Below are 16584 nucleotides of genomic sequence, written 5' to 3'. Positions count from 1 at the left end.
GATTCGGGCCTTGTGCGATACCTGTGGGAGCGGGCTTGCCCGCGAATGGGCCGCAAAGCGGCCCCAACGGTCTTACAGAACGTCGAGCAGCTCGACGTCGAACACCAGGGTGCTGTGCGGCGGGATGCTGCCAACGCCTTGCGCGCCGTAAGCCAGCTCGCTCGGCACGTACAGGCGCCATTTGCTGCCAGCGTTCATCAGCTGCAGGGCTTCGGTCCAGCCAGCGATCACGCCGCCAACCGGGAATTCAGCCGGCTGACCACGATCATAGGAGCTGTCGAACACAGTGCCGTCGATCAGGGTGCCGTGGTAGTGGGTGCGGACGTTGCTTTCGCGGGTCGGCTTGGCGCCTTCACCTGCGGTCAGCACTTCGAATTGCAGGCCCGAAGCCAGGGTGGTGATGCCGTCACGCTTGGCGTTTTCGGCAAGGAAAGCCTTGCCAGCGGCGGCGGCGGCTTCAGCCTTGGCGGCAGCTTCGGCTTGCATCAGCTCACGGATGACCTTGAAGCTGGCCGACAGGTCGGCTTCGTTGACACGGCTTTCGGCGCCGTTGAACGCGTCGGTCAGGCCGGCCAGGATGGCTTCCAGGCTCACGCCTGGCGGCGGGTTGTCGCGCAGCTGGCCGCCCAGTTGACGGCCGATGCCGTAGCTGACGCGCGTTTCGTCGGTGGACAGGTTGAGTTCGGACATGGTCATGCTCCACTGCAGGGCGCAGTGCAGCCGCGCCCTTGATGAAAAGGGCGAGCAGCCTAGCACACTGGGCAGCCGCGAGCAGCTACCAGGCCGAACGCTGGGAAATCGGCACCTTCAAGTCTTCTTCGGGGTGCGTGCCCATGCCGCACATCTCGTCCTGCACCGACCAGTGCACCAGGTTCATCGACACCATCGGAATGGTCTGTAGCAACTTGCGCGCATCCTCTACCGAATGTACGCGCAAGCGCTCACCGCGGGTATCGGACAGGGGATGGGGGTGGCCTTTGATCCGGGCTTCGATCAGGTAGTCGCCGCCCTCGATGGCAATGAGGTTCAGTTCGTCGACATGGCCGGCCCTGGCCTCGGTGTTGAGCTGATGCAGGTTCATGAGAGCACCTCGCTATGGGAACCACGCATGAGTGCTCATTTTTTGTACGAATCTAATGATTGCACAAGGCATTACTGACGCCGCTCGTCAGTTGGCCTAGATCCCTGTGGGAGAGGGCTTGCCCGCTCCCACAGGGCCCTGGCGGGGCTCAGTGCTTGGTCAGCTTGTCCAGGTAGCCCATGCAGAACGCCGAGACCACGAAGGTCATGTGGATGATCACGTACCACATCAGGTAGTCGGTGGAGATGTTCTGCGCATCCATGAAGACCCGCAGCAGGTGGATCGAAGAAATCGCCACGATCGAGGCGGCTACTTTCATCTTCAGCGACGAAGAGTCCATCTTGCCCAACCAGTTGAGCTTTTCCTTGCTCTCGTCGATGTCCAGCTGCGACACGAAGTTCTCGTAGCCGGAAATCATCACCATCACCAACAGGCCGCCAACCAGCGACATGTCGATCAGCGACAGGATGACCAGGATCAGGTCGGCTTCACTGAGGGCAAAGACGTTGGGCAGGACGTGGACAACTTCCTGGAAGAACTTCAGCGCCAAGGCCAGCAGGCCGAGGGACAGGCCGAAGTAGATGGGAGCGAGCAGCCAGCGCGAGGCATACATCGCGTTTTCGAGAATACGTTCCATGGAGAATTTGGGACTCGTCAGGTGACTGGAAATTCGGCCGCGAGTATAGCCAGCCACCTGTGACAGCAAAAGCCTGCGGCCTGATGCCGCACCGCTGGTAATGAATGCTCAGGTTTCAGGATGGAACTGGTAATCGCCCAGATTACGGCAGCGTTCGCCGTTGATCCGGCGCAACTGAGCCTGCAGGTGCAGGCACCAGATCTGTGGATCGTCGGCCACCTGATAGCCATGCAGCGTCAAGCTGTCAACGATGGCGCTGAGCACGGACTCGGCCACTACCGGCCCATGGAACGGCCCCTGGGCCTTGATCGCCGAGGGTTGTTCACCGGCCATGCCGGCGGCGAACAGCAGTGTCCACATGCCGTTGTCACCGGCCAGTGGGCGAATGCTGCATTCAATGCGGGTCACCAGGCCCAGGCACTGGCGAGTAAGGCTGAGGTTGCGCATGGCCGCGTCCCCTCCAATGAGCCCTGTTCAGCCTGAAAACCAGGCTGTTTCCATCCTGAACCCTGATACCGTCCTTAAGTTCCAGCATAGAAGAACAGCGCAAAAAGATGGAAAACCGGCGCTGAACGGTAGCACTTGGCCGCCAGCGCCGATTTATTGACTCAGGCCGGCTTGGCTTGGGCAATCACCTCTTCAAGCCGTTCCTTTTCAGCCTTCTCGATTTCTTCCTCGCTGATCATTTCGGCGATCTCGCGCAAGCGTTCGACCACCCGGGCGTTGACGCTGCCTTCGGTAAAGACGCCTTGTTCGTTGAGTTCGCCAGCCTCTTCGCCCACCAGCAAGCTCAACGCTTCATCGGCCTGGCTGACCGCATAGACGTGGAACAGGCCGTTTTCCACCGCCTGCAACACGCGCTCGTCGAGCATCAGTGTGGCGACGTTGGCGCGCGGAATGATCACCCCCTGCTCGCCCGTCAGGCCACGTGCCTCGCAGAGGCGGAAGAAGCCTTCGATCTTCTCGTTGACCCCACCCACCGCCTGCACCTCACCGAACTGGTTGATCGAGCCGGTGATGGCGAAGCACTGCTTGAGCGGCGTGCGCGACAACGCTGAGATCAGCGTGCAAGCCTCACCCAGCGAGGCGCTGTCGCCATCTACATAGCCGTAGGACTGCTCCAGGGCGATGCTGGCGGAAATCGCCAGGGGGAATTCCTGGGCATAGCGGCTGCCCAGGTAGCCGGTAAGGATCATTACGCCCTTGGAGTGGATCGGCTGGCCGAGGTTGACCTCACGCTCGATGTCGACGATGCCGCTGCCGCCCGGGTAGACGGTGGCGGAAATGCGCGCCGGCATGCCGAACGCCGAATCGCCGACTTCGAGCACGGTCAGGCCGTTGCACTTGCCAATCGCCGCGCCTTGCGTGTCGATCAGGATGATGCCGGCGAGCATGTCGTCGAGCACCCGCTGCGAGACACGCCCGGTGCGGGTGGCCTTGGCCTTGAGCGCCCGCTCGATGTGCCCGGCGTCGGTCATTTCGTCACTGGCCAACTGACGGATGAAATCCGCCTCGCTGACCAGCTGGAATAGGTCGCCAATGCGTGCCGACAGGCGCGACTGGTTTTCCGCCAGGCGAGCGCTGTAGGTGGCCAGGCGCGCCACCGCATCACTGGTCAGCGGTGCCATGCCTTCTTCGTTTGTGCGGGTGCGCAGCAGCTGGGCGAACTGCTCGAGATTCTCGTCGACCATCGGCATGTCTTCGTCGAAGTCGACCAGCACGCGGAACATCTCCTGGAAGTCCGGGTCGTGGTCCTGCAGCGCGTAGTACAGCTGGCGTGAACCGATGATCACCAGCTTGATGTTCAGCGGAATCATCTGCGGCGTCAGGCTGACCGTGGCAACGCGGCCCAGCTCGCCCAGCGGCGACTCCATCTTCAGCTTGCGCGACTGCAGGGCGCGCTTGAGGGCGTCCCAGACGAACGGCTCGCCCAGCATCTTCTCGGCTTCGAGAATCAGGAAGCCGCCGTTGGCGCGGTGCAGCGCGCCAGGGCGCAGCTGCCGGTAAGAGGTGTACAGCGCCCCTTGATCGGTGCTGTATTCGATGCGCCCGAACAGGTTGTCGTAGGTCGGGTGCGGCTCGAACACCACCGGCGCACCACCGTCAGCGTGGTGGCCGACCACCAGGCTTGGCGCGTACTGCTCTTCAAGCAGCTTGCGCGCAGCAGCGTCGGTCTTGCTGTCTTCAACCAGCTGCTCGACCACGGTACGCAGGAGGTTCAGCTGCACGGACTGCAGGTAAGCGCAAACCGCCGCGTTCTCGGCGTACTTTTCCGACAGCGGCGCCAGCAACGGCTGCAGGGCCAAGGTGATGGTTTCTTCGTTGAGCTGACGCAGCTGGTTGTTCGACTCGCGTTTCCATTGCGGCAGGCTGGCCAGCTCCTCGTTGAGGCGCTCCTCGAGCAGGGCGATGTCCTCGTGGAATTGCTCGCGAACCTCTTCGGGCAGCTGGGCGAATTCGGCTTCGTCCAGCGCCTTGCCATCGGCCATCGGGGTGAAGGCGACGTTGCTGGCATCGCGGTACAGGGCCACGTCCTTTTCCAGCGAGGCGCGCTCGATCACATCCAGTGCACGGTCATAACGCTGGTTGAAGGCGCGGTCGATGGCACCTTTCTTTTGCTGGTACGACGGGTGCTCGAACACCGCCGGGAAGGTCGCCAGCAAGTTGTCGATCAAGCCGCTCATGTCGTTGATGAACTCGGCCGCGCTGCCGGAAGGCAGCTCCAGGGCGCGTGGTTCGCGGGTGTCATCGAAATGGTTGACGTAGAGCCAGTCGGACGGGGTCTGCTGGCGCTTGCCCTCGGCCTTGAGGTAGCGTTTGACGAACGAGAAGCGGCCGGTGCCCGGCTCGCCCATCACATAGACGTTGTAACCCGGGCGCGGCATGGCCACGCCAAACTGCAGGGCCTCGACAGCACGCTCTTGGCCCAGGACTCCGCGAAACGGCTCCAGATCGTCGGTATTGGTAAAGGCAAACTGCTCGGGGGAGAAACGCCGGGTCAGGGCTTCAGGCGCGAGACGCAGGCGCGCAGCGACAGGATCGGGCATTGGGTTTCCTTACTTCGGCGGGGCAGATACGCAGCATTCTGGCGCTGCCCGCGCGCGCCTTGCAAGGCTCCTCGGGACTTTATGTCACAGCGGTGATGCTGTCATCTGCGAGCAAATTTTTCGCAATCAACGACGCAACCTTTAGATCATGCCTAAACTCCAAGCTGCGCGGGTGGGTGAAATGCTTTCCCGACCTGGCAACCGAGTTGCCAGAAACCCTGACCCTTGGTTAAGACAAATAGAGAACAATGCTATGAAACGGATTCTTCTGGGTACTCTGTTCACCGTGGTTTCGCTCAACGCGCTTGCCGAAGCGCCGGGTGGCCCGAACTGCGGCTGGGGCAACATGCTGTTCGAAGGCCAGCGCGGCACGCCGGCTCACTTCCTGGCTTCCACCACCAACGGTACCTCGGGCAACGCCACCTTCGGCATGACCTCCGGCACCAACGGCTGCTCGACCAAGGCTTCGCTGACCTATGGCGGCAAGTCCTGGTTCGCCATGAACGGCATGATGAACGAGCTGTCCGAAGACATGGCCATGGGCCAGGGCGAAGCCCTGACCACCTACGCCGTGGTCCTGGGCGTCGCTCCGGAAGATCGTGGCTACTTCGCCTCGGTCACCCACCAGCACTTCAATCAGATCTTCAGCAGCGCCGACGTGACTGCCGAAACTGTCCACAGCAATACCCTGGCCGTTCTGAAGAACGACCCTCGCCTGGCCAAATACGCCACCGAGGCCTGAGTGCAGCTACCCCCGCCCCGGCCTCCGGGGCGGGTTTCGCCTTTCTTCGGCATCGTTAAGAAGTAGTTGCCCGACATGCTCAAACGCCTCGCACCCTTGGCGCTGTGTGCCTGCGCCCCCGTACATGCCATGCCCGTGCTGGACCCAGGCCGTATCCAGCAACTGGCCAACACCCCTTACTGGATTGCCCTGGGCCACTATGAAACCGCCAAGCTCGGCGGCTGGCGCAGCTATGTAGACGATGATGCCTTCTTCCTCGCCGAGGACGGCGCGCACCATCCGGACCAGGAGCTCAAGGCCACGGTCGAAGCGCTGTACGCCCCCGCCAGCCTGGGCGACAAGCACGCCCAATGCGTATTCCCCGCACGCACCCGCTGGCTGCGTGAACAGCTGGACCTCAAAGGCCTGCCGCAACCGGACTGCCAGGAATTCAAGACCTGGTACCAGTCGATCGACCCGCACAGCGCGGCGCTGATTTTCCCGGCGGCCTACCTCAACAGTCCATCGTCGATGTTCGGCCACACCCTGCTGCGCATCGACCAGTCCAGTACCCGCAGCGACGACACCACGTTGCTGAGCTACGCCATCAACTTCGGCGCCTACATCGAAGGCAGCGACAACAGCATCCTGTATGCCTGGAAGGGCCTGATGGGCGGCTACCCAGGCCTGTTCGCGCTGATGCCCTACCAGGAAAAGCTCTCGGAATACCGCAGCCTGGAGAACCGCGACCTGTGGGAATACCAGCTGGATCTGACGCCCGAAGAAACCGGGCGCATGGTCGAGCACGTCTGGGAGCTGAAGCAGATCCAGTTCGACTACTTCTTCTTCGACGAAAACTGCTCCTACCGCCTGCTGGAGCTGTTGCAGGTAGCCCGGCCAAGCCTGGACCTGACCTCACAATTCCCGCTCACCGCCATCCCGACGGACACGGTGAAAGCGGTGAAGCAATCGGGCCTGGTCGCCAGCGAAACCTACCGCCCGTCACGCGAACGCGAACTGCTGGCCCGGGCCGAGCCGCTGGACCATGACGAGAAGCGCCAGGTACTGGCCGTCAGCGCCGATACCGCACAGTTGCAGAACCCCGAATTCAAAGCCTTGCCCCGCGAGCGCCAGGCACTGGTACAGGATGCGGCCTACCGCCTGGAGCGCTACCGGGCCAACGGCCAGGCGCGAGACCCTGGGCAGGCTAGGCGCAGCTTCGAACTGCTGCGGGCAATCAACGGCAACCCGCCGCCGCCGCTGCAGATCGAGCGCCCCGGCCTGCCAGAGGACGGCCATGACTCGCGGACCTGGCAACTGGGCGTCGGTACCCGAGAGGACCGCGCCTACGCCGAATACGGCCTGCGCATGGCCTACCACGACCTCAACGACAACGCCTACGGCTTCCCGCTGGGGGCGCAGATCGAGATTCTGCAGCTTAAGGTGCGCCAGTACGAAGGCAACGACTGGCAGGTACAGCGCCTGGACCTGGCCACCATCCGCTCGTTGACGCCGCGCAACGAGCTGCTCAAGCCTTGGTCCTGGCAAGTCGCTGGCGGCCTGGAACGGGTGCCGGGCAAGCATGACGACGAGGTGCTGGTGAGCCATGTGAACGGCGGTGCCGGGGGTACCTGGCAGCTGGCCGATGGCTTGCTGGGCTTTGCCCTGGGTACGTTGCGAATCGAGCACCACAACGACTTCGCCCAGTTCATCGCCCCGGCGACGGGGTTCAATGGCGGGCTGCTGTGGCGCAACGGGCTGGGCAACATGACGCTGGAGGCCAAGGGTGATTACTTCACCAATGGCGAGGTACGGCGCAGTGTGAGCCTGAACCAGCAATGGGAGATCAGCCAGAACCTGGGCCTGAGGTTGAGTGCTTCGCGGGAGTTCAGCCACCTGGCGACAGCGCAGAACGAAGTGATGCTGGAGCTGAAGTGGTACCACTACTGAACGTGAACCAACCGACTCTTTGACACTGTTTTGACACCTCCCCGACAAATCGCCACCTAGACTTTCGGTATCTCCCCAAGGGTCCAGGTGGTCATGTCGCGGTACTGGTTCGGTTTGTGCGTTGCATTGTTGCTGGCGGGTTGCGAAACCACCCATGATCAGATGGTCAACCACGGTTATCCCCCCGCCTACGCCGACGGCTACCAGGACGGTTGCAGCAGCGGCCGTCAGGCAGCCGGGCTGATGGTGGGCGACTTCAAGAAGGACGTACCACGCTACCTGCACGATCGCCACTACGAGACCGGCTGGGACGATGGTTTCCGCCAGTGCCACGCGATGCAGAACAGCGAGGAACAGCGCCAGTACCACGAGCGCTTCTGGGACGAACGTGATCGCCAGTGGCAGCAGGAGAAAGACCAGGGCGCCGGCCGTGCCTACCGTCATGACTAAGTCGCAAATGGACATCCATTGAAACCGTCGGCCTGCCATGCTGGTCTCCAGCACAAGGAGGCCATTGCATGAGCCGAGCATTCGTCAACGAAGACCAGGCCGCTGCCCAGGCCGATCAGCCGGTGGAGCGGCGCGTCAGCGACCAACCCAATTACGTCACTGCCAATGGCCTGCGCCAGCTGCAACAGCGCGTGAGCGAACTGAATGCCTTGCGCAGCGCGTTGCAGGCGCAGGGCGAGCGCGGCGACAAGCAGCGCCTGGCCGATACCGAGCGGGATCTGCGCTATTTCAGCGCGCGGGTGCAGAGCGCCCAGGTGGTGCCGGCGGCGACATCACGCAGCAAGGTGCAGATTGGTAGCCGGGTAAGGTTCGTCGACGAGCAGGGCCAGGAGCAGGTAGTGCAACTGGTGGGCGAGGATGAGGCGGATGCCGCCCGCGGGATGATCAACTGGGGATCACCGCTGGGGCGGGCATTGCTCGGGGCCGGGCCTGGGGATGAAGTGCTGTGGCGGCGGCCGGCGGGGGATCAGCTGATTGAAGTGATCGAGATCGGTTGAGGCCTTGGGGCTGCTGTGCAGCCCAATCGCGACCTGCGGTCGCTCCTACGGGAGCGCGCGTGCCTCTGTAGGAGCGACCGCAGGTCGCGATTGGGCCGCAAAGCGGCCCCAGCAGTCAGATCAGACCACGCCTTGCGCCAGCATGGCATCGGCAACCTTCACGAAGCCAGCGATGTTAGCGCCCTTCACATAGTTGACCTTGCCATCCGCCTCTTCACCGTAATGCACGCAGGCATGGTGAATCGACTGCATGATGTTGTGCAGCTTGCTGTCCACCTCACCCGCCGTCCACAGCAGGCGCATGGCGTTCTGCGACATCTCGAGGCCCGATACGGCCACGCCACCGGCGTTGGATGCCTTGCCCGGTGCGTACAGGATCCCGGCCTCGATGAACAGGTCGACCGCCGCCAGGGTGGTCGGCATGTTGGCGCCTTCGGCCACGCAGATGCAGCCGTTGCGCAGCAGGGTGCGGGCGTCTTCGATGTCCAGTTCGTTCTGCGTGGCGCATGGCAAGGCGATGTCGCATGGCAGGCTCCACGGAGTCTGGCCCTTGCGGAACTCCAGGCCAAACTGCTCGGCCAGTTCGCTGATGCGGCCGCGCTTGACGTTCTTCAGCGTCATCAGCGCGTCCCACTGGGCATCGGTCAGGCCGCCTTCGGCGTACAGGGTGCCTTCGGAGTCGGACAGCGAAATCACCTTGCCGCCAAGGTCCATGACCTTGCGGGCAGCGTACTGGGCGACGTTGCCGGAACCGGAAATGGCCACGCGACGGCCATCGATGCGCAGGTGCTGGCGCTTGAGCATTTCTTCCGCGAAGTACACGCAGCCGTAGCCAGTGGCTTCGGGGCGGATCAGGCTGCCGCCGTAGGTCATGCCCTTGCCGGTCAGCACCGACGTGAACTGGTTGGCCAGGCGCTTGTACTGGCCGAACATGAAGCCGATCTCGCGGGCGCCCACGCCAATGTCACCGGCCGGCACGTCGCAGTCAGCACCGATGTGGCGGTACAGCTCGCTCATGAAGGCCTGGCAGAAGCGCATGACTTCAGCATCGCTCTTGCCTTTCGGGTCGAAGTCCGAGCCGCCTTTGCCGCCGCCCATGGGCAGCGAGGTGAGGGAGTTCTTGAACACCTGTTCGAAGGCCAGGAACTTGAGCACGCTCAGGTTCACCGACGGGTGGAAGCGCAGGCCGCCCTTGTAGGGGCCGATGGCGCTGCTCATCTGGATGCGGTAGCCGCGGTTGACCTGCACCTTGCCCTGGTCATCGACCCACGACACGCGGAACAGCACGGCACGCTCCGGCTCGACCATGCGCTCGAGGATGCCGGACTGCAGGTAGTGAGGGTTGGCTTCGAGGAACGGCCACAGGGTACGCAGCACTTCTTCCACGGCCTGGTGGAATTCCGGTTGGCCCGGGTCGCGTTGCTGCAGGCGTGCAAGGAAATGGTCGACAGATTCGATCATAGTAGACATCTCACCAAGGGGATTGGACTTATTGGTTTTTTTCGGAATGTACCAAGAAGCAATTGCACCGGAATAGGGCGAAATGTCGTTTTTTTGAAATTATTTGGTGCGTTTTATATAAATGTATACAAAATCACCTTTGAATAGAGGGTAAAACAGCCGTTCTGCCGCTGTGAGCAGGCACAAAAATGGGGCCGCGATAGGCCCCATTCTTGTGCATCAGAACACTGGCTTACTGGGCCAGCTTCTTGTGCCGTACACGGTGCGGCTGGGCTGCAGCGTCGCCCAGGCGCTTCTTGCGGTCGGCTTCGTACTCGGTGTAGTTGCCCTCGAAGAACACCACGTTCGAGTCGTCTTCGTACGCCAGGATGTGGGTAGCCACACGGTCCAGGAACCAACGGTCGTGGGAAATCACGATGGCGGCGCCCGGGAAGTCCAGCAAGGCTTCTTCCAGGGAACGCAGGGTTTCAACGTCGAGGTCGTTGGACGGTTCGTCGAGCAGCAGGACGTTACCGCCCTCCTTCAGGGTCAGGGCCAGGTGCAGGCGGCCACGCTCACCACCGGACAGGTCCTTGACGAACTTCTGCTGGTCGCCACCCTTGAAGTTGAAGCGGCCAACGTAGGTACGCGACGGGATCTCATAGTTGCCGATGCGGATCTGGTCGGAACCGTCGGAGATCTGCTGGAACACGGTCTTGGAACCGTCGAGGTCTTCACGGCTCTGGTCCACGCAGGCCAGCTGCACGGTTTCGCCGATCTCGATGGTGCCCGAGTCCGGTTGCTCCTTGCCCATCAGCATGCGGAACAGGGTCGACTTACCGGCACCGTTACCACCGATCACGCCGACGATGGCACCTTTGGGCATCGAGAACGACAGGTTGTCGATCAGCACGCGGTCGCCATAGCCTTTGGTGACGTTCTTGAACTCGATGACTTTGTCGCCCAGGCGCGGACCGGCCGGGATGTAGATCTCGTTGGTTTCACTGCGCTTCTGGAATTCCTGCGACTGCATTTCCTCGAAGCGCTGCAGACGGGCCTTGGATTTGGACTGGCGGGCCTTGGCGCCTTTGCGCACCCACTCCAGTTCCTCTTTCATGGCCTTCTCGTGGGCGCTCTGCTGCTTGGATTCCTGCGCCAGGCGCTCCGACTTGGCTTCCAGCCAGCCCGAGTAGTTGCCTTCGTACGGAATACCGGCGCCGCGGTCCAGCTCGAGGATCCATCCGGCGACGTTGTCGAGGAAGTAACGGTCGTGGGTAATCGCTACCACGGTGCCCGGGAAGTCGTGGAGGAAGCGCTCCAGCCAGGCTACCGAGTCGGCGTCCAGGTGGTTGGTCGGTTCGTCGAGCAGCAGCATGTCGGGGGCCGACAGCAGCAGGCGGCACAGGGCCACGCGGCGCTTCTCACCACCGGACAGGTGCTCGATGCGAGCATCCCAGGCCGGCAGGCGCAGGGCGTCGGCGGCGACGTCCAGCTGGCGCTCGAGGTTATGGCCGTCGGCAGCCTGCAGGATGGCTTCGAGCTTGGCCTGTTCGGCAGCCAGCTTGTCGAAGTCGGCATCGGGTTCGGCGTAGGCGGCGTAGACCTCGTCCAGGCGGGCCTGGGCGTCCTTGATCACGCTGACCGCTTCCTCGACCACTTCGCGCACGGACTTGTTCGGGTCCAGTTGCGGCTCCTGCGGCAGGTAACCCACATTGATGTCGGGCATCGGACGGGCTTCGCCGTCGAATTCCTTGTCGACGCCCGCCATGATCCGCAGCAGGGTCGATTTACCGGCGCCGTTCAGGCCGAGCACGCCGATCTTGGCGCCTGGGAAGAACGACAGGGAAATGTTTTTGAGAATTTCCCGCTTCGGCGGCACGACCTTGCTCAGCCGATGCATGGTGTAGACGTATTGAGCCAAAACCAAGCCCTCTAAATAGGTAAAGACATCGACGATCGCCCCGGCACTGTGGCCAGGGGGATGTGTTTACGGGGTTCATTGAACAAAGTCGACCATTCTACGCCAACGCGCGGCGTTGCACAGGGTGGTCGGATGGTGGCAAGGGATCGTTGTGATCCTGGGAGGCTTTTGTTGCCTGTTCCGGCCTCTTCGCGGGCTTGCCCGCGAAAGGGCCGGCACAGCCGCCGAGAGGGCTCAGACGTGACGCTGTTTGGCCTTGCCCCGCGGCAACCGGCAACGGTCGCTCTGCTCGGCCAGGCGCGCCGCATATGCGGCCTTGACGCTGAAGCCGCCACTGCGGACAGGCTGGGCTGCAACAGGCGTACTGACAACCTTGCCAGCCGGCTTGGCTACGGCAGCCACCGGTACCTCTTCAGCGGGTGCTGCCGCCTTGGCGGTCTTGCGCAGCTCAGCCAGCGATGGCGTCTTGTTTTTCGAGGCCGCAGCCGCATCTGGTTTGACCAGCGAGCGCTGGCATGATTTGCAGGATACGTCCGCGGTCACGGCAGTGCTGACAAGGGTCTGACTGCTGCGCCCACAGGCGGAATCGAGGCCATTGGTGGAAAAGTGAGTAACCAAAACCGAACATCTCCGATGCGTTGTCATTGAAGCGGGCGGCATTCTCGCACAGGACGCAGGGTCTTGCCGAACGGGTCGGCATCACCACGGCCACTGGCTTCGGACAATCGGGCTGGCACATTGCCACAATCACAGGCATGCTAGCCCGTTCGCATGTCCGGCTTTATAGTGCGCGGCCGCGGTCCAGGCCTGTGCAGATACCGGCATACACCGTGCATGTTCATCCCTGCCATCGCCAGCCCAATCGCAGGACCAACGCTTGACCAATCTCAATCATCCGACTCTGCTGCGCCCCGCTTCGCCGGCCCCAGTCGCTTCGCTACGGGGTTCGGTCAAGGGTGCGCTGGCCCTGCTGGCCCTGATTCTGCTGGGCTTGCTGCTATGGCAACTGTTTTCCCAGTTTCGCCACACCCAGGCTGACCAGCGTCAGCAGACCCTGGACGCCAGTGCCCATCTCGCCGACCACCTGAACCTGAACCTGGCGCTCAAGGCCCAGCAGGCCCTTAACGTGCTCCAGCCCTACGTCAATGCACCGGCGCCCGCCGCCCTGCCGAGCCTGCTGGCAACCCTGCGCGAACGCCTGCCCGCCCTGCGCGACTTGGCCTGGCTGGACCAAGCCGGGCAACTGCTAGGCGACAGCCTGGCCGGCAGCCCAGACCGCCAGTTGCTTGACGAGTTGGTCGGGCTGAACCAAGGCCGCCGCTACTTTTTCGCCAACTCGGCAGACAACCGCACTGTCTACCTGCTGTTGCGCCAGACGGCGGAACAGGATCGGGGCTACTGGCTGCTGCGCCTGTCAGCGGACTATTACCAGGCGCTCACCGTGCACCTCGACGGCCCGGGCCACCCGCTCTGGCTGCTGGAAAACAGCCGCAGCGGCGAGGTACTGGAACGCCACGCTCCGGTGCAGACCAGCGGCGAGCCGCTGCAAAGCGTGATGCTCGCCTTCATCGACAACAGCACCTGGCAATTGCGTGGCCTGTTCGACGCAGGCCTGGCCCAGCAGAAGCTGCTGCCGGCACTGATCGGCAAGTGCCTGCTGGCGCTGTTCTGTGCCCTGCTGCCGGTACTGGCGCTGTTCAACATGCGCCGCCGCCAACGCGCGCTGCAGGAAGACCGCCGGCGCTACCAGGAAATCTTCGAAGGCACCGGCGTGGCCTTGTGCGTGCTCGACCTGTCGAGCCTGCCCGGCCAGCTCGACCGCTATCACCTGCGCAACCTGGCCGGGCTCAAGCAGAGCCTGGCGCTGGACCCGACCCTGCGCCGCTCGCTGTTGCTGGAGCTGAAGATCACCGAAATCAACCAGGTGGCGCGCCAGCTCCTCAATGTCGAGTGCCACCAAGGCGCCTGGCAACGGCTGATCGATGGCAGCGGCGACGGCCGCGACAGCGTCGGCATGCAGCTGATCGACGCGCTGATCGAACAACGTCCGTCGCTGGAGCTGGAAGTGCGCCTGCCCGCACCGCTGGGTGGCGAGTTGCACCTGTGGCTGATGGCGCGCCTTCCGCAGCAGCGTCGCGATTACCAGGCAGTGATCCTCAGCATCAGCGACATTACCAGCCGCAAGCAGGTGGAGCTGTCGCTGCTGGAACGTGAAAGCTTCTGGTCCGACGTCGTGCGTACAGTGCCCGACCAGCTGTACGTGCAGGACGTGCTCAGCCAGCGAATGATCTTCAGCAACCGCCACCTCGGCCAGACCCTCGGCTACGACCGCACCGAGCTGGCACAGATGGGCGACCGCTTCTGGGAACTGCTGCTGCACCCTGAAGATGCCGCGCACTACCAGGCTCTGCGCCAGCAACAGCGCGACAGTGCCCATAGCCAGTCACTGCACACTCAGTTGCGCTTCCGCCACCGCGATGGCGCCTGGCGCTGCTATGACATCCGCGAGCAGGTACTGACCCGCGATGACGATGGCCTGGTCACACGCATCATCGGCGTGGGCAAGGATGTCACCGTGCAGATCGAGGCCAGCCAGTCGCTGCGCGACAGCGAGCAGCGCTACCGCATGCTCGCCGAAAGCATCAGCGACGTGATCTTCTCCACCGACAGCCGCCTGCAACTGAACTACCTCAGCCCCTCGGTGCAGGCGGTGCTGGGCTACCAGGCCGAGTGGATCTTCGACAATGGCTGGCAGTCGATCATCGCCAACCCGTCCCAGCTCACCGGCATCTACAGCCTGATGGAGCGGGTCAGCAGGGCCATGGGTGACAACGAGCAACTGGCCCAACTGCGCAGCCAGCTGCCGACGCAACTGTTCCTGTTCGACTGCCTGCGCGCCGATGGCCGCAAGATCCCTATCGAACTGCGCCTGGTGCTGGTGTGGGACGACCAGCAGCGCTTCGAAGGCGTGCTCGGCGTAGGCCGCGACATCAGCCAGCAGCGCCGTGCGGAAAAAGACCTGCGCATGGCCGCGACGGTATTCGAGCACTCCACCTCGGCCATCCTCATCACCGACCCGGCCGGCTATATCGTTCAGGCCAACGAGGCCTTCAGCCGGGTCAGCGGCTACGCGGTCGGCGACGTGCTCGACCAGCTGCCGAGCATGCTGGTCGTCGAGGACCAACAGGAAAGCCACCTGCGCTACGTGCTCAAGCAACTGCACCAGCGCGGCAGCTGGGAAGGCGAAGTGTGGCTCAAGCGCCGCGACGGCGACCATTACCCGGCCTGGGTCGGCATTACCGCCGTGCTCGACGACGAAGGCGACCTGGCCAGCTATGTGTGCTTCTTCACCGACATCAGCGAGCGCAAGGCCAGCGAACAGCGCATCCACCGCCTGGCCTACTACGACGCCCTCACCCACCTGCCCAACCGCACGCTGTTCCAGGACCGCCTGCATACCGCGCTGCAGCAGGCCGAGCGGCAGAAGTCATGGGTGGTGCTGATGTTCCTCGACCTCGACCGCTTCAAGCCGATCAACGACTCCCTCGGCCACGCTGCGGGCGACCGTATGCTCAAGGACATGGCCCTGCGCCTGCTGGCCTGCGTCGACGATGACGATACCGTGGCGCGCATGGGTGGCGACGAATTCACCTTGCTGCTGCAGCCACGGGCCACCCGCGAGATGGCCCTGAACCGTGCCATCCACGTGGCCGAGAACATACTTGGCAGCCTGGTGCGGCCATTCGTGCTGGAAGGTCGCGAGTTCTTCGTCACCGCCAGTATCGGCATCGCCCTCAGCCCGCAGGACGGTAACGAGCTGAGCCAGTTGATGAAGAACGCCGACACCGCCATGTACCACGCCAAGGAGCGCGGCAAGAACAACTTCCAGTTCTACCAGACCGAGATGAACGCCAGCGCCCTTGAGCGCCTGGAGCTGGAAAGCGACCTGCGCCACGCGCTGGAGCAGAACGAATTCATCCTTTACTACCAGCCGCAGTTCAGCGGCGACGGCAAGCGCCTGACCGGTGCCGAAGCCCTGCTGCGCTGGCGCCATCCGACCCGAGGGCTGGTGCCGCCGGGCGACTTCATACCGGTGATCGAAGAGCTGGGCCTGGTGGTGGATGTCGGCGACTGGGTGCTGCGCGAGGCCAGCCGCCAGCTCAAGGCCTGGCACAAGAACAAGGTGCGCGTGCCGAAGGTGTCGGTGAACATCTCGGCGCGGCAGTTCTCCGACGGCCAGCTGGGCACGCGGATCGCCACCATCCTCGAAGAAACCGGCCTGCCGCCGGCGTGCCTGGAGCTGGAGCTGACCGAGAGCATCCTGATGCGCGAGGTCAATGAAGCGCTACAGATTCTCGCCAGCCTGAAAAACCTCGGCCTGAGCATCGCCGTCGACGACTTCGGCACCGGTTACTCGTCGCTTAACTACCTCAAGCAGTTCCCCATCGACGTGCTGAAGATCGACCGCACCTTCGTCGACGGCCTGCCCGAGGGCGAGCAGGACGCGCAGATCGCCCGGGCGATCATCGCCATGGCCCACAGCCTCAACCTGGCGGTGATCGCCGAGGGCGTGGAGACCCACGAGCAGCTGGAATTCCTGCGTGAGCATGGCTGCGACGAGGTGCAGGGCTACCTGTTCGGGCGGCCGATGCCGGCCAACCAGTTCGAAGCGCAGTTCGCCAACGCCGCCCTGTTCATGTTCCAGTGATGACGCCCGCTCCCACGGAGGGTCCGCCACAGCCTGAATCAGGGTCGGAAAAACGGACCTTCGAGTCAACTC

At 63.2% G+C, this 16584-nt stretch carries 13 protein-coding genes; 5 read left to right on the top strand and 8 right to left on the bottom strand.

The window, feature by feature from the left end:
- Positions 1-72: 72 nt before the first annotated feature.
- The 5 genes from ACQKPS_RS07585 to ACQKPS_RS07565 all read right to left on the bottom strand — a co-directional run bounded on the left by ACQKPS_RS07585 (position 73) and on the right by ACQKPS_RS07565 (position 4765).
- Entirely contained in the window at positions 73-690 is a 618-nt protein-coding gene (locus ACQKPS_RS07585; RefSeq protein ID WP_254483115.1) for an FKBP-type peptidyl-prolyl cis-trans isomerase, read from the bottom strand.
- A gap of 85 nt (positions 691-775) precedes the next feature.
- Positions 776-1081, bottom strand: coding sequence for a DUF6482 family protein (locus ACQKPS_RS07580; RefSeq protein ID WP_176506909.1), 306 nt, complete (start codon positions 1079-1081; stop codon positions 776-778).
- A gap of 148 nt (positions 1082-1229) precedes the next feature.
- Positions 1230-1718: a TIGR00645 family protein gene (locus ACQKPS_RS07575; protein ID WP_003247486.1), complete on the bottom strand. Its 489-nt coding sequence runs from the start codon at positions 1716-1718 to the stop codon at positions 1230-1232.
- A gap of 108 nt (positions 1719-1826) precedes the next feature.
- Positions 1827-2165 (bottom strand): hypothetical protein, encoded by a 339-nt coding sequence (locus ACQKPS_RS07570; RefSeq protein ID WP_054887213.1) that lies wholly within the window; start codon positions 2163-2165, stop codon positions 1827-1829.
- A 161-nt stretch (positions 2166-2326) separates the two neighbouring features.
- Positions 2327-4765 (bottom strand): Lon protease family protein, encoded by a 2439-nt coding sequence (locus ACQKPS_RS07565; RefSeq protein WP_313202031.1) that lies wholly within the window; start codon positions 4763-4765, stop codon positions 2327-2329.
- 253 nt (positions 4766-5018) lie between these two features.
- On the opposite strand from ACQKPS_RS07565, the gene ACQKPS_RS07560 reads away from it, so the two are divergent.
- From ACQKPS_RS07560 to ACQKPS_RS07545, 4 genes are all read left to right on the top strand, one after another.
- A complete protein-coding gene (locus tag ACQKPS_RS07560) occupies positions 5019-5507 on the top strand; it encodes a DUF3015 domain-containing protein (protein ID WP_054887210.1) in 489 nt (162 codons plus the stop codon).
- A 75-nt stretch (positions 5508-5582) separates the two neighbouring features.
- Positions 5583-7436, top strand: a complete 1854-nt coding sequence (locus ACQKPS_RS07555; RefSeq protein ID WP_283725215.1) for a DUF4105 domain-containing protein — start codon at positions 5583-5585, stop codon at positions 7434-7436.
- 93 nt (positions 7437-7529) lie between these two features.
- The gene (locus ACQKPS_RS07550) at positions 7530-7886 is read left to right on the top strand and encodes a hypothetical protein (RefSeq protein ID WP_254483109.1); all 357 of its coding nucleotides are present in this window, start codon (positions 7530-7532) and stop codon (positions 7884-7886) included.
- A 68-nt stretch (positions 7887-7954) separates the two neighbouring features.
- Entirely contained in the window at positions 7955-8443 is a 489-nt protein-coding gene (locus ACQKPS_RS07545) for a GreA/GreB family elongation factor (protein WP_427603429.1), read from the top strand.
- A 120-nt stretch (positions 8444-8563) separates the two neighbouring features.
- On the opposite strand, the gene gdhA is transcribed toward ACQKPS_RS07545, so the two are convergent.
- From gdhA to ACQKPS_RS07530, 3 genes are all read right to left on the bottom strand, one after another.
- Positions 8564-9904 carry an NADP-specific glutamate dehydrogenase gene (gdhA, locus tag ACQKPS_RS07540; protein ID WP_254483107.1) on the bottom strand — a complete coding sequence of 447 codons (1341 nt, stop codon included), beginning with the start codon at positions 9902-9904 and terminating at the stop codon, positions 8564-8566.
- 232 nt (positions 9905-10136) lie between these two features.
- The gene (ettA, locus tag ACQKPS_RS07535) at positions 10137-11804 is read right to left on the bottom strand and encodes an energy-dependent translational throttle protein EttA (RefSeq protein ID WP_427603427.1); all 1668 of its coding nucleotides are present in this window, start codon (positions 11802-11804) and stop codon (positions 10137-10139) included.
- A 234-nt stretch (positions 11805-12038) separates the two neighbouring features.
- A complete protein-coding gene (locus ACQKPS_RS07530; protein WP_254483105.1) occupies positions 12039-12422 on the bottom strand; it encodes a hypothetical protein in 384 nt (127 codons plus the stop codon).
- A gap of 259 nt (positions 12423-12681) precedes the next feature.
- Between ACQKPS_RS07530 and ACQKPS_RS07525 the strand changes: the two genes are divergently transcribed.
- Complete coding sequence (locus tag ACQKPS_RS07525; protein WP_254483103.1) at positions 12682-16512, top strand: sensor domain-containing protein; 3831 nt, start codon at positions 12682-12684, stop codon at positions 16510-16512.
- Positions 16513-16584: the final 72 nt, after the last annotated feature.

The organism is Pseudomonas sp. NPDC086566 (genome assembly GCF_050280885.1).
Classification (GTDB): domain Bacteria; phylum Pseudomonadota; class Gammaproteobacteria; order Pseudomonadales; family Pseudomonadaceae; genus Aquipseudomonas; species Aquipseudomonas vlassakiae.
Note: the sequence above shows the minus strand (reverse complement) of the source record. Positions and strands in the feature narration are given on the sequence as shown.

Excerpts from the sequence above, each read along its gene's own strand:
- ACQKPS_RS07580 (WP_176506909.1), bottom strand. The coding sequence starts at position 1,081 with ATGAACCTGCATCAGCTCAACACCGAGGCCAGGGCCGGCCATGTCGAC.
- ACQKPS_RS07585 (WP_254483115.1), bottom strand. The coding sequence starts at position 690 with ATGTCCGAACTCAACCTGTCCACCGACGAAACGCGCGTCAGCTACGGC.
- ACQKPS_RS07550 (WP_254483109.1), top strand. The coding sequence starts at position 7,530 with ATGTCGCGGTACTGGTTCGGTTTGTGCGTTGCATTGTTGCTGGCGGGT.
- ACQKPS_RS07575 (WP_003247486.1), bottom strand. The coding sequence starts at position 1,718 with ATGGAACGTATTCTCGAAAACGCGATGTATGCCTCGCGCTGGCTGCTC.
- ACQKPS_RS07570 (WP_054887213.1), bottom strand. The coding sequence starts at position 2,165 with ATGCGCAACCTCAGCCTTACTCGCCAGTGCCTGGGCCTGGTGACCCGC.
- ACQKPS_RS07545 (WP_427603429.1), top strand. The coding sequence starts at position 7,955 with ATGAGCCGAGCATTCGTCAACGAAGACCAGGCCGCTGCCCAGGCCGAT.
- gdhA (WP_254483107.1), bottom strand. The coding sequence starts at position 9,904 with ATGATCGAATCTGTCGACCATTTCCTTGCACGCCTGCAGCAACGCGAC.
- ACQKPS_RS07555 (WP_283725215.1), top strand. The coding sequence starts at position 5,583 with ATGCTCAAACGCCTCGCACCCTTGGCGCTGTGTGCCTGCGCCCCCGTA.
- ACQKPS_RS07560 (WP_054887210.1), top strand. The coding sequence starts at position 5,019 with ATGAAACGGATTCTTCTGGGTACTCTGTTCACCGTGGTTTCGCTCAAC.
- ACQKPS_RS07565 (WP_313202031.1), bottom strand. The coding sequence starts at position 4,765 with ATGCCCGATCCTGTCGCTGCGCGCCTGCGTCTCGCGCCTGAAGCCCTG.